Source organism: Pseudomonas sp. LSJ-87 (assembly GCF_032971465.1).
Classification (GTDB): Bacteria; Pseudomonadota; Gammaproteobacteria; order Pseudomonadales; family Pseudomonadaceae; genus Aquipseudomonas; species Aquipseudomonas putida_Z.
This window is the reverse complement of the sequence record NZ_JAWJYQ010000022.1, coordinates 157775-181915: the sequence shown is the minus strand read 5'-3', so window position 1 is coordinate 181915 and position 24141 is coordinate 157775. Positions and strand designations below refer to the sequence as shown.

Sequence of the window (24141 nt, the reverse complement as noted above, 5' to 3'; positions counted from 1 at the left end):
CCCACAGGGATCGCGCTAGATTTTAGAAATTGAGCAAGACAGTTGCTCCCACAAGGGCCTCGCATATATCAAATATTGTGCGATACCTGTGGGAGCGGCCTTGTGTCGCGATTGGGGCGCACAGCGCCCCCTTTCAAATTTAGAACAGGCAAAACCGTTTCCTGTGCGATAAACGCACAGTGTCGTTCGCGATCAATTGCGCCACCACCGCCCGCTGATTAATGTCTCTCGCAACGGTCGGCTGTGCCGACCGAACAAGAAAAACATAATAAGAGGCACTTACATGAATACTGTCCCCTCGCTGCCGCGGCCGCACCCGCGCGCAGTACCTTTATATCCAGGCTGACGCCGGCCGCATTCCCTCAAACTACCGTCCTCTGTACCGGTTTATCGCGTGCAGTGGCCTGGCTGTGCCCCTCATTCTGGATAACAATAATGAACCAAGCGCAAATCAACGTCGGCAAAAGCCTCGACGTCCAGTCGTTCATCAATCAGCAGCCGCTGTCTCGCTACCAATGGCGGGTGGTGTTGCTGTGCTTCCTGATCGTCTTCCTCGATGGCCTGGACACCGCCGCCATGGGTTTCATCGCCCCGGCCCTGTCGCAGGAGTGGGGGATTGACCGCGCCAGCCTCGGCCCAGTCATGAGTGCTGCATTGATCGGCATGGTTTTCGGTGCCCTCGGCTCCGGCCCGCTGGCGGACCGGTTTGGCCGCAAGGGCGTGCTGGTGGGGGCGGTGCTGGTATTTGGCGGCTTCAGCCTGGCCTCGGCCTATGCCACCAACGTCGACCAGTTGCTGGTGTTGCGCTTCCTGACCGGCCTGGGCCTTGGCGCAGGCATGCCCAACGCCACCACGCTGTTGTCTGAATACACCCCCGAGCGCCTCAAGTCGCTGCTGGTGACCAGCATGTTCTGCGGCTTCAACCTGGGCATGGCCGGTGGTGGTTTCATTTCCGCGAAGATGATCCCGGCTTACGGCTGGCACAGCCTGCTGGTGATCGGTGGCGTGCTGCCGTTGCTGTTGGCGCTGGTGCTGATGGTATGGCTGCCGGAGTCGGCACGGTTCCTGGTGGTGCGCAATCGGGGCACCGACAAGGTGCGCCAGACCTTGTCGCCCATCGCGCCGCAGGTGGTGGCCGAGGCGGGCAGCTTCAGCGTGCCGGAGCAGAAGGCGGTGGCAGCGCGCAACGTGTTCGCGCTGATCTTCTCCGGTACCTACGGCATGGGCACCATGCTGTTGTGGCTGACCTACTTCATGGGCCTGGTGATCGTTTATCTGCTGACCAGCTGGCTGCCAACCTTGATGCGCGACAGCGGCGCGAGCATGGAGCAGGCTGCCTTCATCGGCGCACTGTTCCAGTTCGGTGGCGTGCTGAGTGCCGTCGGCGTGGGCTGGGCAATGGACCGCTTCAATCCGCACAAGGTGATCGGCATTTTCTACCTGCTGGCCGGGGTGTTCGCCTACGCCGTGGGGCAGAGCCTGGGCAACATCACCGTATTGGCCACGCTGGTGCTCATTGCCGGCATGTGCGTGAACGGCGCCCAGTCGGCGATGCCTTCGCTGGCGGCGCGCTTCTATCCGACACAGGGCCGTGCCACAGGGGTATCGTGGATGCTGGGTATCGGCCGCTTCGGGGCGATTCTCGGGGCCTGGAGTGGCGCGACGCTGCTGGGGCTGGGCTGGAACTTCGAACAGGTGCTGACGGCGTTGCTGGTGCCGGCGGGGCTGGCGACCGTGGGTGTGATCGTGAAAGGGCTGGTGAGCCACGCTGACGCAACCTGACGCAGTGGCCTCATCGCCGGCAAGCCAGCTCCCACAGGAGTGCATCAGGCCCCGAGCCGGTGCGGTACCTGTGGGAGCTGGCTTGCCGGCGATGAGGCCATTACAGGCAGTGAGGGGAGATAGGTAGGGATGCAATAATCGGTTCGATAATCGCACAAATAGTCGATTATCGGATTGTAAGCCACCCACCAGTCTCCTTAATCTGAGCTCACCGAAGCACCCTGACCAGGAGTCTCCAAATGGCTGCAATTCTCCCGCTTCACGAAGCCGTGAAGCAGTTCATCCAGGATGGCGATACCGTCGCCCTCGAAGGTTTCACCCACCTGATCCCGACTGCCGCCGGCCACGAGATCATCCGTCAGGGCAAGCGCGACCTGACTCTGGTGCGCATGACTCCGGACCTGATCTACGACCAGCTGATCGGCGCCGGTTGCGCCAGCAAGCTGATCTTCTCCTGGGGTGGTAACCCGGGTGTCGGTTCGCTGCACCGCCTGCGTGATGCCGTCGAGAAGCAGTGGCCACACGCCATCGAAATCGAAGAACACAGCCACGCCGACCTGGCCAACGCCTATGTCGCCGGTGCTTCTGGCCTGCCGTTCGCCGTGCTGCGTGCCTACGCCGGCTCCGACCTGCCGAAGGTCAACCCACTGATCAAGAGCGTCACCTGCCCGTTCACCGGTGAAGTGCTGGCAGCCGTGCCGTCGGTGCGCCCGGACGTGACCGTGATCCACGCGCAAAAGGCCGACCGTAAAGGCAACGTGCTGCTGTGGGGCATCCTCGGTGTGCAGAAGGAAGCCGCCCTGGCCGCCAAGCGCTGCATCGTCACCGTCGAGGAAATCGTCGACGACCTGCAGGCCCCGATGAACGCCTGTGTGCTGCCGACCTGGGCGCTGAGCGCGGTATGCCTGGTACCTGGTGGTGCGCACCCGTCCTATGCCCACGGCTACTACGAGCGTGACAACCGCTTCTACCAGGCCTGGGACCCGATCGCGCGTAGCCGCGAATCGTTCACCGCCTGGATCGACACCTACATCCGTGGCACTGCCGATTTCAACGAATTCAAGGCCAAGCTGGCCAGCACTGCGGAGGCCGCACAATGAGCTACTCCACTTCCGAAATGATGACCGTCGCCGCAGCCCGTCGCCTGCGCAACGGTGCTGTGTGCTTCGTCGGCATCGGCCTGCCATCCAAGGCTGCCAACCTGGCGCGCCTGACCTCGTCGCCAGATGTGGTGCTGATCTACGAATCCGGCCCGATCGGCGCCAAGCCCAGCGTGCTGCCGCTGTCGATCGGCGACGGCGAGCTGGCCGAAACCGCTGACACCGTGGTGCCGACCGGCGAGATCTTCCGCTACTGGCTGCAAGGTGGGCGCATCGACGTCGGCTTCCTCGGCGCCGCTCAGGTCGACCGCTTCGGCAACATCAACACCACTGTGGTCGGTGACTACCACGCCCCGAAAACCCGCCTGCCGGGTGCCGGTGGCGCACCGGAAATCGCCGGTTCCGCCAAGCAGGTGCTGATCATCCTCAAGCAGTCGCCGCGTGCCTTCGTCGACAAGCTGGACTTCATCACCTCGGTTGGCCACGGTGAAGGCGGCGACTCGCGCAAACGCCTTGGCCTGCCAGGCGACGGCCCGGTCGGCATCATCACCGACCTGTGCATCATGGAGCCGGAAGCCGGCACCCACGAATTCGTCGTCACCGCGATCCACCCGGGTGTGACCCGCGAGCAGATCATCGCCGCCACTGGCTGGGCGATCCGCTTTGCCGACGATGTGCAGACCACTGCCGAACCTACCGAAGTCGAGCTGTCCGCCCTGCGTGACCTCGAAGCCCGTACCGCCGCGGCCCATGGCCAGGTGGCAGGAGAAGCCTGATGCGCGACGTATTCATCTGTGACGCCATCCGTACCCCGATCGGCCGCTTCGGCGGCGCCCTGGCCGGCGTGCGGGCCGACGACCTGGCCGCCGTGCCGCTGAAGGCGCTGATCGAGCGCAACCCGAGCGTGCAGTGGGATCAGGTTGACGAAGTGTTCTTCGGCTGCGCCAACCAGGCCGGTGAAGACAACCGCAACGTGGCGCGCATGGCGCTGCTGCTGGCCGGCCTGCCGCAGAGCATCCCGGGCGTTACCCTGAACCGACTGTGCGCGTCGGGCATGGATGCCATCGGCACTGCCTTCCGCGCCATTGCCAGCGGCGAAATGGAGCTGGCGATTGCCGGCGGCGTCGAGTCGATGTCGCGTGCCCCGTTCGTCATGGGCAAGGCCGAAAGCGGCTATTCGCGCAACATGAAGCTCGAAGACACGACCATCGGCTGGCGTTTCATCAACCCACTGATGAAGAGCCAGTACGGTGTGGATTCCATGCCGGAAACCGCCGACAACGTGGCCGACGATTACCAGGTTTCGCGTGCTGACCAGGACGCCTTCGCCCTGCGCAGCCAGCAGAAGGCGGCTGCCGCCCAGGCCGCCGGTTTCTTCGCCGAAGAAATCGTGCCGGTGCGTATCGCGCACAAGAAGGGCGAGACCATCGTCGAGCATGACGAGCACCTGCGCCCGGAAACCACACTGGAAGCCCTGACCAAGCTCAAGCCGGTCAACGGCCCGGACAAGACCGTCACCGCCGGCAACGCCTCGGGCGTGAACGACGGTGCCGCGGCGTTGATCCTGGCCTCGGCCGAGGCGGTGAAAAAACACGGCCTGACCCCACGTGCCCGGGTACTGGGCATGGCCAGTGCCGGTGTTGCACCGCGGGTGATGGGCATTGGCCCGGTGCCGGCAGTGCGCAAGCTGACCGAGCGCCTGGGTGTGGCGGTGAATGATTTCGATGTGATCGAGCTCAACGAAGCCTTTGCCAGCCAAGGTCTGGCGGTGCTGCGTGAGCTGGGTGTGGCTGACGATGCACCGCAGGTGAACCCCAACGGCGGTGCCATCGCCCTGGGCCACCCCCTGGGCATGAGCGGTGCACGCCTGGTGCTGACTGCGCTACACCAGCTGGAGAAGAGCGGTGGGCGTAAAGGCCTGGCGACCATGTGTGTGGGCGTAGGCCAAGGTTTGGCGCTGGCCATCGAGCGGGTTTGACCTGTACCGGCCTCTTCGCGGGTAAACCCGCTCCCACAGGGAACCACGCATCCCCTGTGGGAGCGGGTTTACCCGCGAAGAGGCCGGCACATGCGACTCAAGGCTAATTGCCAGCCAGATAGCGGAACGAGTGTGTTACCAGGTGTGTCTAGAATTACCTGCGACCCTCCAGGAGTAAACTCACCATGACCTCAGCCTATTACACCGGCGAAGAACGCAGTAAACGCATCTTCGCTATCGTTGGTGCCTCTTCAGGCAACCTGGTGGAATGGTTCGACTTCTACGTCTATGCCTTCTGCGCGATCTACTTTGCCCCGGCTTTCTTCCCCTCCGACGACCCCACCGTGCAGTTGTTGAACACGGCAGGCGTGTTCGCCGCGGGCTTTCTGATGCGCCCCATCGGTGGCTGGATCTTCGGCCGCCTCGCTGACCGCCATGGTCGCAAGAATTCCCTGATGATCTCGGTGCTGATGATGTGCTTCGGCTCCCTGATGATCGCCTGCCTGCCCACCTATGCCAGCATCGGCACCTGGGCCCCGGCGCTGCTGTTGCTGGCCCGGCTGATCCAGGGCCTGTCGGTAGGCGGCGAATACGGCACCACTGCCACCTACATGAGTGAAGTGGCCTTGCGCGGCCAGCGCGGCTTCTTCGCCTCGTTCCAGTACGTGACCCTGATCGGCGGCCAGTTGCTGGCGGTGCTGGTGGTGGTGATTCTGCAGCAGCTGCTCACTGAAGATGAACTGCGCGCCTGGGGCTGGCGCATTCCGTTCGTGGTCGGCGCCATTGCCGCGCTGATCTCGCTGATGCTGCGCCGCTCGCTGCATGAGACCAGCAGCGCCGAAACCCGCCAGGACAAGGACGCCGGTACCATCAAGGGCCTGTTCCGCAACCACGCGGCGGCTTTCATTACCGTGCTCGGCTATACCGCGGGCGGTTCGCTGATCTTCTACACCTTCACCACCTACATGCAGAAGTACCTGGTCAACACCGCTGGCATGACTGCGAAAAACGCCAGCTACGTGATGACCGGCGCGCTGTTCCTGTTCATGGTGCTGCAGCCGTTCTTCGGCATGCTCTCCGACCGCATCGGCCGGCGTAATTCGATGATGCTGTTCGGCGCCCTGGGTACGCTGTTCACAGTGCCACTGCTGATGGCGCTGAAAACCGTGAGCAGCCCGTTCATGGCCTTCGTGCTGATTACCTTGGCGTTGTGTATCGTCAGTTTCTACACCTCGATCAGCGGCCTGGTGAAGGCCGAGATGTTCCCGCCGCAGGTGCGTGCGCTGGGCGTGGGCCTGGCCTATGCAGTGGCCAACGCGGCGTTCGGTGGTTCGGCCGAATACGTTGCCCTGGGCCTGAAGACCTTGGGCATGGAAAACACTTTCTACTGGTACGTGACAGCGATGATGGCGATTGCCTTCCTGTTCAGCCTGCGCTTGCCGAAGCAGGCCGCGTACCTGCACCACGATGATTAAGGACGTGGCATGACCAACCAACTGTTCGACGCCTACTTCACCGCACCGGCCATGCGCGAGATCTTCTCCGACCGTGGCCGCCTGCAGGGCATGCTCGATTTCGAAGCGGCGCTGGCGCGGGCCGAGGCGGCTGCCGGGCTGGTCCCGCATAGCGCGGTAGCGGCCATCGAGGCGGCGTGCCACGCCGAGCGCTATGACGTTGGCGCGCTGGCCAATGCCATCGCCACTGCTGGCAACTCGGCGATCCCGCTGGTGAAGGCGTTGGGCAAGGTGATTGCCAGTGGCGTGCCCGAAGCCGAGCGCTATGTGCACCTGGGCGCCACCAGCCAGGACGCGATGGACACCGGGCTGGTCCTGCAGCTGCGCGCTGCCCTCGACCTGATCGAAGCCGACCTCGGCAAGCTGGCCGATACCTTGTCGCGCCAGGCCTTGCAGCACGCCGACACGCCGCTGGTGGGGCGCACCTGGCTGCAGCATGCCACCCCGGTGACCCTGGGCATGAAACTGGCCGGTGTGCTGGGCGCCTTGACCCGTCACCGCCAGCGCCTGCAGGAGCTGCGCCCACGCTTGCTGGTGCTGCAGTTTGGCGGCGCCTCGGGCAGCCTGGCGGCTTTGGGCAGCAAGGCGATGCCGGTGGCCGAAGCCCTGGCCGAGCAGCTCAAGCTGACCCTGCCCGAGCAGCCCTGGCACACCCAGCGCGACCGCCTGGTGGAATTTGCCTCGGTGCTGGGCCTGGTCGCCGGTAGCCTGGGCAAGTTCGGCCGTGATGTCAGCCTGCTGATGCAGACCGAGGCGGGGGAACTGTTCGAGCCTTCCGCGCCGGGCAAGGGTGGGTCTTCGACCATGCCGCATAAGCGCAACCCTGTGGGCGCCGCGGTGCTGATCGGCGCCGCGACCCGCGTGCCGGGGCTGGTTTCGACGCTGTTTGCCGCCATGCCCCAGGAGCATGAGCGCAGCCTCGGCCTGTGGCATGCCGAATGGGAAACCCTGCCGGACATCTGCTGCCTGGTATCTGGTGCGCTGCGCCAGGCCCAGGTGATTGCCGAGGGCATGGAGGTGGATGCCGCGCGCATGCGCCGTAACCTCGACCTGACCCAGGGCCTGGTGCTGGCCGAAGCGGTGAGCATCGTCCTTGCCCAGCGCCTGGGCCGCGACCACGCCCACCACCTGCTGGAGCAGTGCTGCCAGCGCGCCGTGGCCGAACAGCGCCACCTGCGCACCGTGCTGGGTGAAGAGCCGCAAGTCAGCGCCGAGCTGTCCGCCGAAGAACTCGATCGCTTGCTCGACCCTGCCCATTACTTGGGCCAGGCCCGCGTCTGGGTGGCGCGCGCCGTGTCCGAACATCAACGTTTCACTGCCTGAAGGAGACCGCTGTGGCGCATTTGCAACTGGCCGATGGCGTTTTGAATTACCAGATCGATGGCCCGGAAAACGCCCCGGTGCTGGTCCTGTCCAACTCGCTCGGTACCGACCTGGGCATGTGGGACACGCAGATTCCACTGTGGAGCCAGCACTTGCGCGTGTTGCGCTACGACACCCGTGGCCACGGTGGGTCGCTGGTCACTGAAGGCCCTTACAGCATCGAACAGCTGGGCCGTGATGTGCTGGCCCTGCTCGATGGCCTGGATATTGCCAAGGCGCACTTCGTCGGCCTGTCTATGGGCGGCCTGATCGGCCAGTGGCTGGGCATCAATGCCGGCGAGCGCCTGCACAGCCTGACCCTGTGCAATACCGCCGCCAAGATTGCCAACGACGAGGTGTGGAACACCCGTATCGACACCGTGCTCAAGGGCGGCCAGCAGGCCATGGTCGACCTGCGCGATGCCTCCATCGCCCGCTGGTTCACCCCAGGCTTCGCCCAGGCCCAGCCAGCGCAGGCCCAGCGCATCTGCCAGATGCTGGCGCAAACCAGCCCGCAAGGTTATGCCGGCAACTGCGCGGCGGTGCGTGATGCCGATTACCGCGAGCAACTGGGCCGTATCCAGGTGCCGGCGCTGATCGTTGCCGGTACCGAGGACGTGGTGACCACTCCGGAGCACGGCCGCTTCATGCAGGCCGGTATCGCGGGTGCCGAGTACGTCGACTTCCCGGCGGCGCACCTGTCCAACGTCGAGATCGGCGAGGCGTTCAGCCGCCGCGTGCTCGACTTCCTGCTGGCTCACTGAGGATACCGCCATGGACGAGAAACAACGTTACGACGCCGGCATGCAGGTACGCCGCGCAGTGCTTGGCGATGCCCACGTGGACCGCAGCCTGGAGAAGCTCAACGACTTCAACGGCGAGTTCCAGGAGATGATCACCCGCCACGCCTGGGGTGACATCTGGACTCGCCCGGGCTTGCCGCGGCATACCCGTAGCCTGATCACCATCGCCATGCTGATTGGCATGAACCGCAACGACGAGCTGAAGCTGCACCTGCGCGCGGCGGCCAATAACGGCGTGACCCGCGACGAGATCAAGGAAGTGCTGATGCAGAGCGCGATCTATTGCGGCATTCCGGCGGCCAATGCCACCTTCCACATGGCTGAGTCGGTGTGGGATGAGCTGGGCGTGGAGTCGCGACAGCAGTAATGCCTGTACCGTCCCTATCGCCGGCAAGCCAGCTCCCACAGGGATAGCATCAGGCTTGAGGGCAGTGCAGTCCCTGTGGGAGCTGGCTTGCCGGCGATAGGGCCATGGAATGTTTACATGGCCGCATTCTTCTGCCGCATGGCCACTGGGCCGGCGTTGCTTTCCACGGCTTGCTTCAGGGCCGGGCACAGGCCGAGCATGAATGCCGCTTCTGCCACCACGAACAACGGCCCGATGATCAACCCACTGACATCGTCGACAAACGCCGGCTTGAGGCCTTCGTAGTAATGGCCGACGAACTGGATGATCCAGCCCACCACGAACGCCCCCAGCCCGGCACCGAGCCACAGCGCTGTCGTCTGCATCGCCAGCATCTGGCCGACCCACAGGCATAGCCCAAGCAACAACCCCATCACCAGGCCGAAGCGCAGGTCCAGGCGCAGGTAGAACCAGACCGAGGCTGCCGCCGCCGGCAGGGCAGGGGACAGCCACATGCCGGCTACCTCCCAGCCAGGGCGCGACAGCAGGATGGTGACCGCCAGCACGATCATCGGGATGCCGACGAAATGGGTGGCGATGTTGCGTGGGTCGCGGTGGTAGCTGGCGTATTGGCTCAGGTGGTCGACGAGGGTTTTCATTGTTGTGCCTCCCTGGTTGCCTGATCGAGGTGTATTGCCTGTTCTGGCCTCTTCGCGGGTAAACCCGCTCCCACAGGGGGCACCACAACTCCTGAGAGCTGCGCTGTACCTGTGGGAGCGGGTTCACCCGCGAAAGGGCCGGTACAGGCGACCGATATAGCTCAGGATAGCCCGCCCCTGCCACCATCATCAGCTCAGCGAATGGCAGCAGCCCGCACTGGCATATCCAGCCCCACCAGCGTCTCGATCATCGCTCGCGCCGCCGGCGACAGCCGGTAACCGCTGCGGCTGACCACGCCACAGCGCACGCTCAGCACTTCCAGCGCCGGTGGCAGGTTGCGCCAGTGCAGGCGCACCAGGCGGCCGCTGGCCAGGTCTTCGGCCACGGCTTCCTCGCTGGCGGTGCCGATGGCATCGCTGGCCTGCACCACGCTGCGCAGCACGGCCAGGTGCTCGGTTTGCAGGTGCGGGGTGAAATCGCTGCGCCCGCTCAGGTTGGCCAGGCGCTTGCGCACGCCGGGGGCGAGCAGGGCGCTGGCCAGCGGGTAGCTGAACAGATCGTTGGTCGACAGGCTGTCCTTGGCCAGCAATGGGTGCCCTGGGCGGCAGAAGAACAGGCCGGGGCGCGGTGAAAGGGGCTCGGTGTGGAAGTTGGGGTCAGCTTCGAACGGGCGGATATCGTCGACGAAAAACTCGATCTGCTCGCGGCGCAGGGCCTGGCCGAGGCGTTCGGCGTTGTCCACCAGCAGCGAGGTGCGGATGCCCGGGTGGCGTTCGAGAAAGTGGCGCAGGGCGTCGGGCACCAGGCGCACAGCCAGCGCCGGGCCGCTGCCGAAATGCAGCTCGCCGGCGTCGAGCTTGGTCATCTGCAGCACTTCGTTGCTCAGCTGCGCGGCACCTTGTACCAGGCGCCGGGCATGTTGCAGCACCACCAGGCCTTCGGGGGTGGGCGGCAGGGCTTTGCTGGCGCGGTCGACCAGTGGGCAGCCGAAGCTGTGCTCCAGGCTCTGGATGGCACGGCTGAAGGCGGGTTGGGTGATGCCCATGGCCTCGGCGGCACGGACGAAGCTGCGGTATTCGGTGAGGGCGATGAAGTAGCGCAGCTGACGGAGGTCCATGTCACGGCTCTGGGGCGGGGATCAGGGGCCTATTCAAGCGGTTGCTGCATATGTCGTCAAAGAAGGTTTATTGATTTGTTTATAGCTTATGGTTATTTGCTGTGGCTTCTGGCCTCTTCGCGGGTAAACCCGCTCCCACAGGTTCACCACAGATTCTGAAACTGTGGTGAACCTGAAGAATTCAGAGGAGATTCAGCGGGTAACTCACGATCAACCGGTTCTCATCGAACGAGTTGGTGCTGAAGTCCCGGCGCATGGTGGAGTTGCGCCACTTCACCGACAGGTCCTTGAAGCTGCCCGACTGCACCACATAGGCCAATTCGGTTTCTCGCGCCCATTCCTTGCCATCGTCCACGCCGCCTGCGGTGACGTTGTCACCCTTGATGTAGCGGTTCATCAGGGTCAGGCCTGGCACGCCGACGGTGGCGAAGTTGAAGTCATGGCGCACCTGCCAGGAGCGCTCCTTGGCGTTGTCGAAGCTGGAGTTGTAGCTGTCGTTTGCCAGGGTGCCGCCGCTGGTACCGTTGACCCGCATCCAGGCGTCGTCGCCGCTGACTTTCTGCAGGCCGACGTAGAAGGTGTGGCCCTGATAGCGCGCCGAGAGCATGGCCGAGGCGGTGCGGTTGTCCAGTTCGCCAGCGCGTTCGGCGCCGTCTTCCTTGCCGATGAAGTAGCCCAGGTTGGCGCCCAGGGTCCAGTCGCCCAGGGGTTGGCTGTGCACCAGGTTGAGGTACTGCTGGCGGTAGATGTCCTTGAGCTGGGCATCCCACAGGCCGATCATGGTGCGCTTGTCGTTGAAGGTGTACTCGCCGCCGCCAAAGTTGAAACGGTCGGAGGTGAATGCGGCCTTACCGTTCAGCGACATGTCTTCCATGCTGGCGTCGTTGCGCGGGCTGTTGCCGCGGAACTGGCCGGCGTACAGGGTCAGGCCGGCGATTTCCTTCGAGGTCAGCTGGCCGCCGCGGAAGGTCTGCGGCAGCGAGCGGCCATCGTCCGAGCGCAGGATCGGCAGTACCGGCATCCATTCACCCACTTTCAGCTCGGTTTCGGACAGCTTGGCTTTCAGTGCCACGCCCAGGCGGCCGAAGTCATCGGCGGGGCGGCCGTCGTCGTGCACCGGCAGCAGGTGGGTGTTGGTGGTGCCTTTGCCGCCGTCGAGCTTGACCGAGTACAGGCCCAGTACATCCACGCCGAAACCGACGGTGCCTTGGGTAAAGCCGGAGCGGGCGTCGAGGATGAAGCTCTGCGTCCACTCTTCGGCCTTGGCTTGCGGGTGGGCCGGGTCGACGAAGTTGCGGTTGATGTAGAAGTTGCGCAGGTTGAGGGTGGCCTTGGCGTCCTCCAGGAAACCACCTTGGTCGGCGGCGAACACGGGGAGTGCGCAGGACATGGCCAACAGGCCGGGCAGCAGCTGGCGTGCGGGTTGCAAAGTGCTCATCTGTCGTGGATCTCTTGTTTTTATGGGCGAGCCGGTACGCTGCAGGATGCGGCCTGCAGGTGCGGGTCTTTTGGGATGAACCGGGGCAACGTTGCGTGGGAGGATGGTGCGGGGTAGGGCTGGGGTGAGGCAATTCGCCACAAACGGAAGCGGGCGATAATCGAACGGAATGTTCTGGTTGGTTAATTGTTTGCCTGTGCTGGCCTCTTCGCGGGCTCGCCCGCTCCCACAGGATCACCACAGCCTTGGAAACTGTGGTGGCCCTGTGGGAGCGGGCAAGCCCGCGAAGAGGCCAGCACAGGCAACACAAAACAAAAAGCCCACCGCGAGGGTGGGCTTGATGCTTTGACAGCTGCAATCAGCTCTTCGGTGCTTCCACCGCTGCCTGCTGGTTTTTGGCCTGCCCGGTCTGCTCGTACCAGCCACCGCCAAGCGCCTTGTACAGGTTGACCTCGCTGGTCAGCTGCGACAAGCGGTCGCCGATCAGTGCCTGCTGGGCGCTGAACAGGTTGCGCTGGGCGTCGAGGAAGGTCAGGTTGCTGTCGATACCGATGCGATAGCGGCGTTCGGCCAGGCGGTAGTAGTCCTGGTTCGCCTGCACCAGGTCGCGTTGCGCCTGCAGCTGCTCTTCGAAGGTCTTGCGCGCCGCCAGGCCATCGGAGACTTCCTGGAAGGCGGTCTGGATGGTCTTTTCGTACTTGGCGACGTTGATGTCCTTCTGGATCTTCGAGTAGTCCAGGCTGGCCTTCAGGCTGCCGGCGTTGAAGATCGGCAGGTTGATCTGCGGCTGGAACAGCCAGGTGCCCTGGCCGCCCGAGAACAGGTGGCCCATGTCGGGGCTCAGGCTGCCGGCATTGGCGGTCAGGCTGATGCTCGGGAAGAACGCTGCGCGGGCCGCGCCAATGTTGGCATTGGCGGCCTTGAGCAGGTGCTCGGCTTCCTGGATGTCCGGGCGACGCTGGAGGATGTCCGACGGCAGGCCGGCCGGTACTTCGGCCAGCTGGTCGGCATTGAGCTCCAGAGGCTTGGCCAGGTCGGCGGGAATGCCGGTGCCCAGCAGCACGGTCAGGCTGTTGACGTCCTGGGCAACCAGGCGCTGGTACTGCGAGTACTTGACCCGGGCGCCTTCCACGGCGGTACGCGCCTGGCTGACGTCGAGTGCCGAGGCTACGCCGACTTCGCTGCTGCGACGGGTGAGGTTGTAGCTTTCCTCGTAGGTCTTCAGCGTTTCTTCGGTCAGCTTGAACAGCGCCTGGTCGGCCTGCCAGGTGTAGTAAGCGTTGGCCACGCTGGCCACCAGGCTGATCTGCGTGGAGCGACGCGCCTGCTCGCTGGACAGGTAGGTTTCCAGGGCCTGCTCGGTCAGGCTGCGCACGCGGCCGAACAGGTCCAGCTCATAGGCGCTGACGCCCAGGGTGGCCGAGTACTGGCTGGTGATGCCCGCTTCGCCTGTCTGCGACATGTTCGCCGGTACGCGCTGGCGGCTGCCGCTGCCGGTGGCCGAAACCGCCGGGAACAGGTCGGCACGCTGGATGCGGTACTGCGCACGGTAGGCGTCGATGTTCAACGCGGCAACGCGCAGGTCGCGGTTGTTGACTAGCGATGTCTGGATCAGCTGCTGCAGTGCCGGGTCGTGGAAGAACTGGCGCCAGCCCTGCTCGGCGGCGGCAACTTCCGCTGATTGCGTCGGCGAGTACGCAGGGCCTTGCGGCCACTGTGCAGCCACCGGCGATTCCGGGGTCTGGTAGTCAGGGATCAGCGAGCAGCCGCCAAGAATGAAAGCGGTTACTGCCAGGGACAACAAAGACTTGGTCATTGCCCAGCCTCATAACGTGGAGTTTCAGGGGTGACGTCTTTTTCCGGCTCTTTGCTGCCGAACAGTGACGACACTGCGACGAAGAACAGTGGTACCCAGAAGATAGCCAGCACGGTCGCACTGATCATGCCGCCGATCACGCCAGTACCGATGGCGTGCTGGCTGCCGGCGCCGGCGCCGCTGGCGATAGTCAACGGTACCACGCCGAGGATGAACGCCAGCGAGGTCATGATGATCGGGCGCAGACGCATGCGGCACGCCTCGATCGCCGCGTCGTACAGGCTGCGGCCTTGCTCGTGCAGTTCCTTGGCGAATTCGACGATCAGGATGGCGTTTTTCGCCGCCAGGCCGATGGTGGTCAACAGGCCGACCAGGAAGTACACGTCGTTGGACAACCCGCGCAGGCTGGTGGCGATCAGGGCACCGATGATACCCAGCGGTACTACCAGTACCACGGCGATCGGGATCGACCAGCTTTCGTACAGGGCTGCCAGGCACAGGAACACGAACAGTACCGAGAGGGCGAACAGTGCCGGCATCTGCGAACCGGAGAGTTTTTCCTCGTAGGACATGCCGGTCCAGGAGAAGCCGATGCCGCTTGGCAGTTCGCCAGCAATGCGCTCGACCTCGGCCATGGCTTCACCGGTACTGTAGCCCGGGGCCGGAGCACCGAGGATTTCCATTGCCTCGACGCCGTTGTAACGCGACAGCTTCGGCGAACCGTAGGTCCATTCGCCCTTGGCGAAGGAGGAGAACGGCACCATTTCGCCGGCGCCATTGCGCACGTACCACTTCTGCAGGTCTTCCGGGCTCATCCGCGCGTTCGGCTCGCCCTGGATGTACACCTTCTTGACCCGGCCACGGTCGATGAAGTCGTTGACGTAGCTGGCACCCAGGGCAATCGACAGGGTGTTGTTGATGTCGGCGATGGTCACGCCCAGGGCGCTGGCACGCTCGTCATCGATGGTCAGCTGGTACTGCGGCTCGTCGTTCAGGCCGTTCGGGCGCACGGCGCTGAGGATCTTGCTCTGCGCGGCCTTGGCCAGGAACTGGTTGCGCGCTTCCATCAGCTTGGCATGGCCGACACCGCCGCGGTCCTGCAGGAACACGTCGAAGCCGGTGGCGTTACCCAGTTCGAGCACCGCAGGCGGGGCAAAGGCGAACACCATCGCATCGCGGAAGGTGAAGAAGTGCTGCTGGGCGCGCTGGGCAAGGGCGAACACGCTGTTTTCCTTGGAGCGCTCATCCCACGGCTTGAGCATGATGAACGCCATACCCGAGCTCTGGCCACGGCCGGCGAAGTTGAAGCCGTTGACGGTGAATACCGAAGCCACCGTGTCGGCTTCTTCGCTGAGCAGGTACTCACGCATCTGGTCGACCACCACCTGGGTGCGCTCGGCACTGGAGCCGGCCGGGGTCTGTACCTGGGCGAACAATACGCCCTGGTCTTCTTCCGGCAGGAACGCGGTAGGGATGCGGGCGAACAGCCAGATCATGCCGACCACGATCAGCGCGTAGGCCAGCAGGAACGGTACCTTGTTGCGCAGGATGGTACCCACGCTGCGCTCGTAGCCGGTTACGCTGCGGTCGAAGTTGCGGTTGAACCAGCCAAAGAAGCCACGCTTGGCCACATGGTGCTCGCCCTTCTTCAGCGGCTTGAGCATGGTGGCGCACAGGGCCGGGGTGAAGATGAGCGCCACCAGCACCGACAGGCCCATGGCCGAGACGATGGTGATGGAGAACTGCCGGTAGATCACACCCGTGGAGCCGCCGAAGAACGCCATGGGCAGCAGTACCGCCGACAGCACCAGGGCGATACCCACCAGGGCACCCTGGATCTGCTCCATCGAGCGCTTGGTCGCTTCCTTGGGCGGCAAGCCTTCCTCGGACATCACCCGCTCGACGTTCTCCACCACGACGATGGCGTCGTCCACCAGCAAGCCGATGGCCAGGACCATGGCGAACATGGTCAGGGTGTTGATGCTGAAGCCGGCAGCGGCAAGGATGCCGAAGGTACCCAGCAACACAACCGGTACGGTCATGGTGGTGATGATGGTGGCGCGGAAGTTCTGCAGGAACAGGTACATCACCAGGAACACCAGGACCACGGCTTCGATCAGGGTGTGGATAACGCCACTGATCGATTCGGTGACCACCGGGGTGGTGTCATACGGGAATACCGCTTTCACCCCAGGCGGGAAGAATGGTTCCAGGTCGGCGATGGTCTGGCGCAGGGCCTTGGCGGTGTCCAGGGCGTTGGCACCGGTGGCCAGTTTTACTGCCAGGCCGGAGGCCGGCTTGCCGTTGAACTGGGCGCTGACGGCATAGTTTTCACCACCCAGGCCAACCTGGGCGACATCACCCAGACGCACCTGCGAACCGTCGCTGTTGACCTTGAGCAGGATCTTCTCGAACTGCTCGGCAGTCTGCAGGCGGGTCTTGCCGATGATGGTGGCGTTCAGCTGGGTACCCGGCATGGCCGGCAGGCCGCCGAGCTGGCCGGAGGACACCTGCACGTTCTGCGCGGCCACGGCGGTCTTGACGTCGACCGGGGTCAGCTGGAACTTGTTCAGCTTGGCCGGATCGAGCCAGATACGCATGGCGTACTGCGCACCGAACACCTGGAAGTCACCCACACCCGCGGTACGCGAGATCGGGTCCTGCATGTTGGAGACGATGTAGTTGGCCAGGTCGTCCTTGGTCATGCTGCCGTCTTCGGACACCAGGCCGATCACCAGCAGGAAGTTCTTCACTGCCTTGGTGACGCGGATACCTTGCTGCTGCACTTCCTGCGGCAGCAGCGGGGTGGCCAGGTTCAGCTTGTTCTGCACCTGCACCTGTGCGGTGTCTGGGTTGGTGCCCTGCTCGAAGGTGGCGGTAATGGTCATGCTGCCGTCGGAGTTACTTTCCGACGACACATAACGCAGGTTGTCGATACCGTTGAGCTGCTGCTCGATCACCTGTACCACGGTGTCCTGCACGGTTTGTGCCGAGGCGCCCGGGTATGTCACGGCGATGGCGATGGCCGGCGGCGCGATGCTGGGGTACTGGTTGATCGGCAGCTTCAGGATCGACAAGGCGCCGACCAGCATGATCACCAAGGCGATCACCCAGGCGAAGATCGGGCGATCGATAAAGAACTTCGACATGGTTTACTCCGCTTTGGCGTCTGCTTTCGCCGCGTTGGCCTGAACAGGGCTGGCCGGCTTCTTGACGTTGGTGGCTTCGCTGACCTTGACCTCGACGCCCGGGCGCACGTACTGCAGCCCTTCGGTGATCAGGCGGTCACCCGGGTTCAGGCCTTCCTCGATCAGCCAGTCGCTGCCCAGGGTACGGTTGGCCTTGAGCTGGCGCAGTTCGACCTTGTTCTCCTGGTTGACCACCAGCGCGGTCGGCGCGCCTTTCAGGTCGCGGGTCACGCCCTGTTGCGGGGCCAGGATGGCGTTGGCGTTGACCCCGGCCTTGAGCCGCGCATGCACGAACATGCCTGGCAGCAGGGTGTGATCGGGGTTGGGGAACAGGGCGCGCAGGGTGACCGAGCCGGTGGTCTCGTCGACCGAGACCTCGGAGAACTCCAGGCGGCCCTCCTGCTTGAACAGGCTGCCGTCTTCCAGCACCAGCTGCACCGAGGCGGCGTTGTCGCCGGCCTTTTGCAACTGGCCGCTTTCCAGGTCACGGCGCAGCTTGAGCAGCTCGGCGGTGGACTGGGTGACGTCGACGTAGATCGGATCGAGTTGCTGGATGGTGGCCATGGCGTTGGCCTGGCCATTGCTCACCAGTGCACCTTCGGTGAACGAAGAACGGCCGATACGGCCGCTGATCGGTGCCAGGACCTTGGTGTAGCGCAGGTCGATCTGCGCGCTTTTGAGCGAAGCCTCGGCCTGCAATCGTTTGGCATTGGCGTCGTCGTATTCCTGCTTGGAGACAGCCTGTTCGTCGATCAGCTGCTTGTAGCGCTCGGCCAGCGAGCGGGTGGCCTGCAGGTTGGCCTGGGCATTGGCCAGGGTGGCTTCGTACACGGCAGGGTCGATCTGGTACAGCTGCTGGCCTTCCTTGACCTCACTGCCTTCCTTGAACAGGCGCTTGAGGATGATGCCGTTGACCTGCGGGCGCACTTCGGCGACGCGGTAGGCACTGGTACGCCCCGGCAATTCCGAGGTCAGGGTGAAGGCTTGGGGCTGGATGGTCACGACGCCGACCTGAGGAGCCTGCGCCGCTGGCGCTGCTTCTTCTTTCTTACAGCCACTGAGCAGGGTTGCCAGGGCGACGGCGGAAACCAGAGCGGTAACGGCTGGCTTGAATTGCATGAGGATCCTCGGGTCGCTGGAGCTGGGAGACGCTCAAGAGTAATGGAAGAGTCTTGATCTGGAAAAATTGCTATCCGGTGGATAAATAGCTTGCTAAGGAATATACTTACATTCATGGTTGTTTGTAAATACCGCTGGGTTGTACTTGGGTACTGCCACAGCCCTTGATTAGCTCCTCCGCGAGGCACCCTGCAGAGGTGCCCCCGGAGTGTTCCCCGCACGCGCCGCGCGTTCGGGGCAGATGAGGTTTGTACTGCCATGGTCCGTCGAACCAAAGAAGAAGCCCAGGAAACCCGCGCCCAGATCATCGAGGCGGCGGAAAAGGCCTTCTACAAGCGCGGGGTTGCGCGAACCACCCTGGCCGACATCGCCGAACTGGCGGGTGTGACGCGGGGGGCGATCTACTGGCACTTCAACAACAAGGCCGAGTTGGTGCAGGCGCTGCTCGACAGCCTGCATGAAACCCATGACCACCTGGCGCGGGCGAGCGAAAGCGAGGACGAAGTGGACCCGCTTGGCTGCATGCGCAAGCTGTTGCTGCAAGTGTTCGACGAGCTGGTGCTCGATGCCCGAACCCGGCGTATCAATGAAATCCTGCATCACAAGTGCGAGTTCACCGATGACATGTGTGAAATTCGCCAGCAGCGCCAGGGTGCGGTGCTGGATTGCCACAAGGGCATCACCCTGGCGTTGGCCAATGCCGTGCGCCGGGGCCAGTTGCCAGGCGAGCTGGATGTCGAGCGCGCGGCGGTGGCCATGTTTGCCTATGTCGATGGCCTGATCGGGCGCTGGCTGTTGCTGCCTGACAGTGTCGATCTGTTGAAGGATGTCGAAAAATGGGTTGACACCGGGCTGGATATGCTGCGCTTGAGCCCGGCTCTGCGCAAATGACACTTTGTTAAGGATTGTGAGGGAGTGTTACCCCTTTGTGTTAAGGGGGGATTAATGCTTTCGGATGACCTTGAACAAATCACAGATCCTGTGGGAGCGGCCTTGTGTCGCGATAGGGCTGCGCAGCAGCCCCGGCAATTTGTGCATCACTGCTGAAATCCTGGGGCCGCTTCGCGGCCCTTTCGCGACACAAGGCCGCTCCCACAGAGATCGCGTAGCTTCTAGCGTCCGCGCAGTTGCCGGTCGGGCAATGCAAACGCTGCAAACATTCCCAGCACGGCTACCCCGGCACTCCCCATCAACAGTTGCCGGAACGTATCGAGCAACCGCCCCTGTGTCACCAGGTCCACTTCACCGGCCTTCAGGCTCCCCAGCAACGGATTACCCAGCGACTCGAACCCGCCCTGGTGCAGCAGCGCCAGCAGCAGGCTGGACATGCACGCCACCCCCATGGCCCCGCCCAGCGAGCGGAACAGGTTGGTGGTGCTGGTGGCCACGCCAATGTCCTTGCTGTCCACCGCGCTTTGCGTGCCTACCAGCGAGGTCGGGAACTGCAGCCCACACGCGATGCCGGTCAGCAGCATGAACAGTGCACTGAGCAAGGCCGACTGCGGCGGGGTCAGCGCCATGGCGAAAATGGCCAGCGGCATCAGCAGTGCGCCGGCCAGGATCTGCGGCTTGTAGCGCCCGGTCAGGCTGGTCATGCGTCCGCCGGTGAAGGCACCCATGGGCAGCCCCATCACCAGCGGCAGGAGGTGCAAGGCCGCGCTGTCGGCACCGGCGCCGGTGATGCCCTGGTAGCGCAACGGCATGAGCATGGTCAGGGAGATCGACTGGAAACTGGCGAAGAAGATCACGCCCCAGCACAGCACCGCCACGCGGTTGCCGAACAGGCCGAGTGGCAGCAGTGGCTCCGGGCAGCGGCGCTCATGGGCGATGAACAGCACCAGGCCCAGCGCGGCGCAGGCGAACAGCGCCAGCACGGCCGGGTCGGCCCAGGCGTGGCCCTGGCCGACCAGGGTAATGCCCAGCAACAGGCTACCCAGGCCGAGGATCAGCAGCACGGCGCCAAGGTAGTCCACCTGCGCCTCGCGGCGCTGCGCCGGCATGCCGCCGAGGGCACGGCGGATCGCCCACAGTGCAACCAGCCCCAGCGGCAGGTTGATCCAGAACACCCAGCGCCATGACAGGTATTCGGTCAGCCAGCCGCCCAGCACCGGCCCGGCGACGCTGGCCACCGCGTACATGCTGCTGAAATAGCCTTGGTAGCGGCCGCGCTCTCGCGGGGGCACGAAGTCGCCGATGATCGCCTGGCTCACCGAGACCATGCCGCCGGCACCAATGCCCTGCAGTACCCGGGCCAGCACCAGTTGCTGCATGTCCTGGGCCAGGGCGCAGGCGATCGAGGCCAGGGTGAACAGGCTGATGCCGGTGAGGATCATCCTGCGCCGCCCGTACAGGTCGCCCAGCTTGCCGTAGATCGGCACGGCCACGGTCATCGCCACCATGTAGCCGGAGATGACCCAGGCCAGCAGGCCGACATCGTTGAACTGCGCCGAGATCGCCGGCAGCGAGACGGCAACGATGGTCTGGTCCAGGGCGCCGAGGAAGATCGCCAGCATCAGGGCGGTGAGCACGTTGCGCAGGGTGGTGGGGGGCAGGGCGGCGGTCACGGGGATACCTTGTTTATCGGTTGAGACCCCTTCGCGGCCACGCCCGCTCCCACAGGTACAACTCAGGGCTTGAAGGCTGTGGTGTACCTGTGGGAGCGGGCGTGCCCGCGAAGGGGCCCCGAAATTGTAACCTGAGTTAGGTAGCTTCCTATGTACTATCTGCATCCCCTATGCAAGATCGGCATTGGCGCATTCATCCAGTGCTGCATGGCTGCGTGATATCGTTGGTATGCCACAGAGGCTGAAAACCGGGGGCTTGCACCAGCTTGGTGCAACATTATGCCGCAGGTTTTCGCGCCGCTGTCTCCCACACCTTTTATTCCTCTGCCTGCATGTCGAGCATGACCGCCCAGATGGCGACGGTTGGAACAGGCCAGGTAGACCCGATTACAGGGGTCGGTAGTTACCGTTCGAATTTCAACTTATTTTGCGGAGTGATCATGCCCAAGGCTTCCCATCAAGATCTGCGTTTTGCCTTCCGCGAGCTGCTCGCTTCAGGTTCCTGTTATCACACCGCATCGGTGTTCGACCCGATGTCGGCACGCATTGCCGCAGACCTGGGCTTCGAGGTCGGCATCCTCGGTGGTTCGGTCGCTTCGTTGCAGGTACTGGCTGCACCGGACTTCGCCCTGATCACCCTCAGCGAGTTCGTCGAGCAGGCCACCCGTATTGGTCGCGTGGCGCAACTGCCGGTGCTGGCTGACGCCGACCACGGCTATGGCAACGCGCTGAATGTCATGCGCACGGTCATCGAACTGGAGCGCGCCGGCGTGGCTGCGCTGACCATCGAGGACACCCTGCTGCCTGCCCAGTTCGGGCGCAAGTCCACCGACCTGATCCCGGTTGAAGAGGGCGTCGGCAAGATCCGTGCGGCGCTGGAGGCGCGGGTCGATTCGTCGCTGTCGATAATTGCCCGGACCAACGCTGGCGTGCTCACCACCGAAGAAATCATCGTGCGTACCCAGAGCTACCAGAAGGCCGGAGCCGACGGTATCTGCATGGTTGGGGTGAAGGACTTCGAGCAACTCGAGCAGATTGCCGAGCACCTGACGGTGCCGCTGATGCTGGTGACCTACGGCAACCCGAGCCTGCGCGACGACGAGCGCCTGGCACGCCTGGGCGTACGCATCGTGGTCGATGGTCACGCCGCCTACTTTGCCGCGATCAAGGCCACCTACGATTGCCTGCGGCTGCAGCGCGGCCAGCAGAACAAGTCGGAAAACCTCAGCGCCACCGAACTCTCGCACACCTACACCCAGCCCGAGGACTACATCCGTTGGGCCAAGGAATACATGAGCGTCGAGGAGTGACAACGCCATCCCCGTAGGAGCGGCCTTGTGTCGTGAAAGGGCTGCGTAGCAGCCCCGACAATATTTGATGTGGCCAAGATCCTGGGACCGCTGCGCGGTCCTTTCGCGACGCAAGGCCGCTCCCACATGGGCCTTACAAGTCCTGATCCCACTCCGGTTCGTCCTTGAACCGCTGCACCAGAAAATCCAGCATGCTGCGCAATGTCGCCGGCATGTGCTTGCGTGAGGTGTATACCGCATTCAGGTTCAGCTCGCGTGGCCTGGCTTCGGGCAGCAGGCGCACCAGTTCACCCCGGCGCAGGGCCTCCGCGGCCTGGTAGGTCGGCAGCATGGCGATACCTGCGCCGGCCAGCGCCGCCTTCTGCAGTGTCATCGCCTCGTTGGCACTGATGTTCCCCGCCACTGGTACGGCGACTTGCTGGCCGGCCACCTCGAAATGCCAAAGGCTGTGGCCGAAGTAGGCATGGGTCAGGCAGTTGTGCCGGCTCAGCTCCTCGACCCGTTGCGGCGTGCCGTGCTCGCGCAGGTAGGCCGGTGCCGCACACACTGCCGAGCGGCACACACTCAGGCGCCGGGCGATCAGGTTGGGGTCCAGGTCATTGCTGGTGCGGATGGCCAGGTCGATGCGCTCGTCCACCAGGTTGACCGTGCGATCGAGCATCTGCAGTTCCACCTTCACTCCGGGGTAGCGCCGGACGTAGGCGGCCACTGCATCCACCAGCTGGGCCTGGCCGAACGAGGTGCTGACGCTGATGCGCAGTGCGCCCTTGGGCGCGTCATCCGGCTGCTGCACCGCGGCCTGCAGGTCGCCGGCCAGTTCCAGCAGTTGCCGGCAGCGGGGCAGGGTTTCCTGGCCGGCGGCGGTGAGGCTGAGCTTGCGTGTGGTGCGCTGCATCAGCCGTGCGCCAACCCAGTCTTCCAGCTCTGCCAGGTAGCGCGACACCACCGGCCGCGACAGTTGCAGATGATCCGCCGCCGCCGACTGGCTGCCCAGGTCGACGACGGTGACGAAAACGCGCATGGCGTTGAGACGGTCCATGATTTGCCCGGTTTCAGAAACAAACTATGTTCGAGCATCGCATTTTTTGGCACGGATTGGGCAACTAAGCTGTTGGGCATTGTTCATCTGACGGGCGTTTGCGATGTCTCTTTTCACTCCCTTGCGTGGCCTGCTGCTGGCCTGTGTGACCCTGGCCGGCCCGGCGCTGGCTGCCGACCCCTTGCGGCTGGAGGTTTACAACCCCGGGCATGAGGCGATCTTCCCGGTCAGTTCGGTGATCGTCAGCGGCGAGCACGACGCCATCCTCGTCGATGCCCAGTTCGGCAAGGCCCAGGCCGAGCAGCTGGTGCAGCGCCTGCGGGCAGGCGGCAAGCAGCTGACCAGCATCTACATCAGCCATGGCGACCCGGACTACTACTTCGGCCTGGATACCCTGACCCATGCCTTCCCCGAGGCCAAGGTGCTGGCGTCGGCCGCCACGGTTGCCCATATCCGCCAGACCATGGATGCCAAGCTGGCCTACTGGGGCCCGCAGATGGGCGCGGACAAGCCGGCGCGGCTGGTGCTGCCGCAAGTGCTCGAAGGCAACCGCCTGACGCTGGAAGGGCAGGCCCTCGAGGTGGTCGGCCTCGACGGCCCGCAACCTGACCGCAGTTTTGTGTGGATCCCGTCGATCAAGGCGGTGGTCGGTGGCGTGGTGGTGTCAGAGAACATTCATGTATGGATGGCCGACACGCAAACGGCCAAGTCCCACGCCGACTGGCTCGGCACTCTGGCGCACATCGAAGCGCTGGCGCCGCGCACGGTCATCCCCGGACATTACCTGGAAGACAGCAGCCGATCGCTGCAGGCCGTGCGTTTCACGGCGAACTACATTCGTGATTTCGATGCCGAGACCGCCAAGGCGAAAGACGCCGGTGCGTTGATCGCGGCGATGAAGCGACGTTACCCAGGGCTGGCCGATGAAAGCTCGCTGGAACTGGGGGCCAAGGTCGCCAAGGGCGAGATGAAGTGGTAATTCCGTTCAACTGATGGAGAGTATCC

19 protein-coding genes are annotated in these 24141 nt (G+C 64.0%); 11 read left to right on the top strand and 8 right to left on the bottom strand.

The features are described 5' to 3' along the window. The first annotated feature begins 435 nt into the window (after positions 1 to 435). The 8 genes from RYH74_RS15040 (at position 436) to pcaC (ending at position 8906) form a co-directional block, all read left to right on the top strand. The gene (locus tag RYH74_RS15040; RefSeq protein ID WP_075046224.1) at positions 436 to 1782 is read left to right on the top strand and encodes an MFS transporter; all 1347 of its coding nucleotides are present in this window, start codon (positions 436 to 438) and stop codon (positions 1780 to 1782) included. A gap of 239 nt (positions 1783 to 2021) precedes the next feature. Next, a complete protein-coding gene (locus tag RYH74_RS15035) occupies positions 2022 to 2882 on the top strand; it encodes a CoA transferase subunit A (RefSeq protein ID WP_015271654.1) in 861 nt (286 codons plus the stop codon). Further along, positions 2879 to 3658: a CoA-transferase subunit beta gene (locus tag RYH74_RS15030; protein WP_015271653.1), complete on the top strand. Its 780-nt coding sequence runs from the start codon at positions 2879 to 2881 to the stop codon at positions 3656 to 3658. Before RYH74_RS15035 ends, RYH74_RS15030 begins: the two co-directional genes overlap by 4 nt. Further along, positions 3655 to 4860, top strand: a complete 1206-nt coding sequence (gene pcaF / locus RYH74_RS15025) for a 3-oxoadipyl-CoA thiolase (protein WP_170978873.1) — start codon at positions 3655 to 3657, stop codon at positions 4858 to 4860. The genes RYH74_RS15030 and pcaF overlap by 4 nt, the downstream gene beginning before the upstream one ends. 185 nt (positions 4861 to 5045) lie before the next feature. Continuing rightward, positions 5046 to 6335 (top strand): MFS family transporter, encoded by a 1290-nt coding sequence (locus RYH74_RS15020; RefSeq protein WP_025340491.1) that lies wholly within the window; start codon positions 5046 to 5048, stop codon positions 6333 to 6335. Between the two features lie 9 nt (positions 6336 to 6344). Beyond that, on the top strand, positions 6345 to 7697 hold the full coding sequence (locus RYH74_RS15015) for a 3-carboxy-cis,cis-muconate cycloisomerase (RefSeq protein ID WP_025340490.1): 1353 nt from the start codon (positions 6345 to 6347) through the stop codon (positions 7695 to 7697). Between the two features lie 11 nt (positions 7698 to 7708). Further along, positions 7709 to 8500 carry a 3-oxoadipate enol-lactonase gene (gene pcaD, locus RYH74_RS15010; protein ID WP_015271650.1) on the top strand — a complete coding sequence of 264 codons (792 nt, stop codon included), beginning with the start codon at positions 7709 to 7711 and terminating at the stop codon, positions 8498 to 8500. Positions 8501 to 8510: 10 nt separating this feature from the next. Next, the gene (gene pcaC / locus RYH74_RS15005; protein WP_003259581.1) at positions 8511 to 8906 is read left to right on the top strand and encodes a 4-carboxymuconolactone decarboxylase; all 396 of its coding nucleotides are present in this window, start codon (positions 8511 to 8513) and stop codon (positions 8904 to 8906) included. Between the two features lie 113 nt (positions 8907 to 9019). On the opposite strand, the gene RYH74_RS15000 is transcribed toward pcaC, so the two are convergent. The 6 genes from RYH74_RS15000 to ttgA all read right to left on the bottom strand — a co-directional run bounded on the left by RYH74_RS15000 (position 9020) and on the right by ttgA (position 18223). Next, entirely contained in the window at positions 9020 to 9544 is a 525-nt protein-coding gene (locus RYH74_RS15000) for a DUF962 domain-containing protein (RefSeq protein WP_317409659.1), read from the bottom strand. A gap of 194 nt (positions 9545 to 9738) precedes the next feature. Next, positions 9739 to 10662, bottom strand: coding sequence for a LysR family transcriptional regulator (locus RYH74_RS14995; protein ID WP_085692306.1), 924 nt, complete (start codon positions 10660 to 10662; stop codon positions 9739 to 9741). A 181-nt stretch (positions 10663 to 10843) separates the two neighbouring features. Next, positions 10844 to 12100, bottom strand: coding sequence for an OprD family porin (locus tag RYH74_RS14990; RefSeq protein ID WP_075046220.1), 1257 nt, complete (start codon positions 12098 to 12100; stop codon positions 10844 to 10846). Between the two features lie 358 nt (positions 12101 to 12458). Beyond that, positions 12459 to 13916, bottom strand: a complete 1458-nt coding sequence (locus RYH74_RS14985) for an AdeC/AdeK/OprM family multidrug efflux complex outer membrane factor (RefSeq protein WP_317409658.1) — start codon at positions 13914 to 13916, stop codon at positions 12459 to 12461. Further along, entirely contained in the window at positions 13913 to 17065 is a 3153-nt protein-coding gene (ttgB, locus tag RYH74_RS14980) for a multidrug efflux RND transporter permease subunit TtgB (protein ID WP_075046219.1), read from the bottom strand. Before ttgB ends, RYH74_RS14985 begins: the two co-directional genes overlap by 4 nt. Before the next feature lie 3 nt (positions 17066 to 17068). After that, positions 17069 to 18223, bottom strand: a complete 1155-nt coding sequence (gene ttgA / locus RYH74_RS14975; protein WP_075046218.1) for a toluene efflux RND transporter periplasmic adaptor subunit TtgA — start codon at positions 18221 to 18223, stop codon at positions 17069 to 17071. A 258-nt stretch (positions 18224 to 18481) separates the two neighbouring features. Here ttgA and ttgR point away from each other — a divergent pair, with 258 nt between their 5' ends. Continuing rightward, positions 18482 to 19114, top strand: a complete 633-nt coding sequence (ttgR, locus tag RYH74_RS14970; protein ID WP_075046217.1) for an efflux transport transcriptional regulator TtgR — start codon at positions 18482 to 18484, stop codon at positions 19112 to 19114. A gap of 221 nt (positions 19115 to 19335) precedes the next feature. On the opposite strand, the gene RYH74_RS14965 is transcribed toward ttgR, so the two are convergent. Next, on the bottom strand, positions 19336 to 20787 hold the full coding sequence (locus tag RYH74_RS14965; RefSeq protein WP_317409657.1) for an MDR family MFS transporter: 1452 nt from the start codon (positions 20785 to 20787) through the stop codon (positions 19336 to 19338). 440 nt (positions 20788 to 21227) lie between these two features. Between RYH74_RS14965 and RYH74_RS14960 the strand changes: the two genes are divergently transcribed. Then, entirely contained in the window at positions 21228 to 22097 is an 870-nt protein-coding gene (locus tag RYH74_RS14960) for an oxaloacetate decarboxylase (protein WP_025340480.1), read from the top strand. A gap of 133 nt (positions 22098 to 22230) precedes the next feature. Here the strand turns inward: RYH74_RS14960 and RYH74_RS14955 are convergent, their stop codons facing one another. Then, complete coding sequence (locus tag RYH74_RS14955) at positions 22231 to 23136, bottom strand: LysR family transcriptional regulator (RefSeq protein WP_025340479.1); 906 nt, start codon at positions 23134 to 23136, stop codon at positions 22231 to 22233. 103 nt (positions 23137 to 23239) lie between these two features. On the opposite strand from RYH74_RS14955, the gene RYH74_RS14950 reads away from it, so the two are divergent. Next, positions 23240 to 24115 carry an MBL fold metallo-hydrolase gene (locus RYH74_RS14950; RefSeq protein ID WP_317409656.1) on the top strand — a complete coding sequence of 292 codons (876 nt, stop codon included), beginning with the start codon at positions 23240 to 23242 and terminating at the stop codon, positions 24113 to 24115. Positions 24116 to 24141: the final 26 nt, after the last annotated feature.

What these genes read in the sequence shown, in the direction of transcription:
- RYH74_RS15040 (WP_075046224.1), top strand. Translation starts at nt 436, where the DNA reads ATGAACCAAGCGCAAATCAACGTCGGCAAAAGCCTCGACGTCCAGTCG.
- RYH74_RS15035 (WP_015271654.1), top strand. Translation starts at nt 2,022, where the DNA reads ATGGCTGCAATTCTCCCGCTTCACGAAGCCGTGAAGCAGTTCATCCAG.
- RYH74_RS15030 (WP_015271653.1), top strand. Translation starts at nt 2,879, where the DNA reads ATGAGCTACTCCACTTCCGAAATGATGACCGTCGCCGCAGCCCGTCGC.
- RYH74_RS15020 (WP_025340491.1), top strand. Translation starts at nt 5,046, where the DNA reads ATGACCTCAGCCTATTACACCGGCGAAGAACGCAGTAAACGCATCTTC.
- RYH74_RS15015 (WP_025340490.1), top strand. Translation starts at nt 6,345, where the DNA reads ATGACCAACCAACTGTTCGACGCCTACTTCACCGCACCGGCCATGCGC.
- pcaC (WP_003259581.1), top strand. Translation starts at nt 8,511, where the DNA reads ATGGACGAGAAACAACGTTACGACGCCGGCATGCAGGTACGCCGCGCA.
- RYH74_RS15000 (WP_317409659.1), bottom strand. Translation starts at nt 9,544, where the DNA reads ATGAAAACCCTCGTCGACCACCTGAGCCAATACGCCAGCTACCACCGC.
- RYH74_RS14995 (WP_085692306.1), bottom strand. Translation starts at nt 10,662, where the DNA reads ATGGACCTCCGTCAGCTGCGCTACTTCATCGCCCTCACCGAATACCGC.
- RYH74_RS14990 (WP_075046220.1), bottom strand. Translation starts at nt 12,100, where the DNA reads ATGAGCACTTTGCAACCCGCACGCCAGCTGCTGCCCGGCCTGTTGGCC.
- RYH74_RS14985 (WP_317409658.1), bottom strand. Translation starts at nt 13,916, where the DNA reads ATGACCAAGTCTTTGTTGTCCCTGGCAGTAACCGCTTTCATTCTTGGC.
- ttgB (WP_075046219.1), bottom strand. Translation starts at nt 17,065, where the DNA reads ATGTCGAAGTTCTTTATCGATCGCCCGATCTTCGCCTGGGTGATCGCC.
- ttgA (WP_075046218.1), bottom strand. Translation starts at nt 18,223, where the DNA reads ATGCAATTCAAGCCAGCCGTTACCGCTCTGGTTTCCGCCGTCGCCCTG.
- ttgR (WP_075046217.1), top strand. Translation starts at nt 18,482, where the DNA reads ATGGTCCGTCGAACCAAAGAAGAAGCCCAGGAAACCCGCGCCCAGATC.
- RYH74_RS14960 (WP_025340480.1), top strand. Translation starts at nt 21,228, where the DNA reads ATGCCCAAGGCTTCCCATCAAGATCTGCGTTTTGCCTTCCGCGAGCTG.
- RYH74_RS14955 (WP_025340479.1), bottom strand. Translation starts at nt 23,136, where the DNA reads ATGGACCGTCTCAACGCCATGCGCGTTTTCGTCACCGTCGTCGACCTG.
- RYH74_RS14950 (WP_317409656.1), top strand. Translation starts at nt 23,240, where the DNA reads ATGTCTCTTTTCACTCCCTTGCGTGGCCTGCTGCTGGCCTGTGTGACC.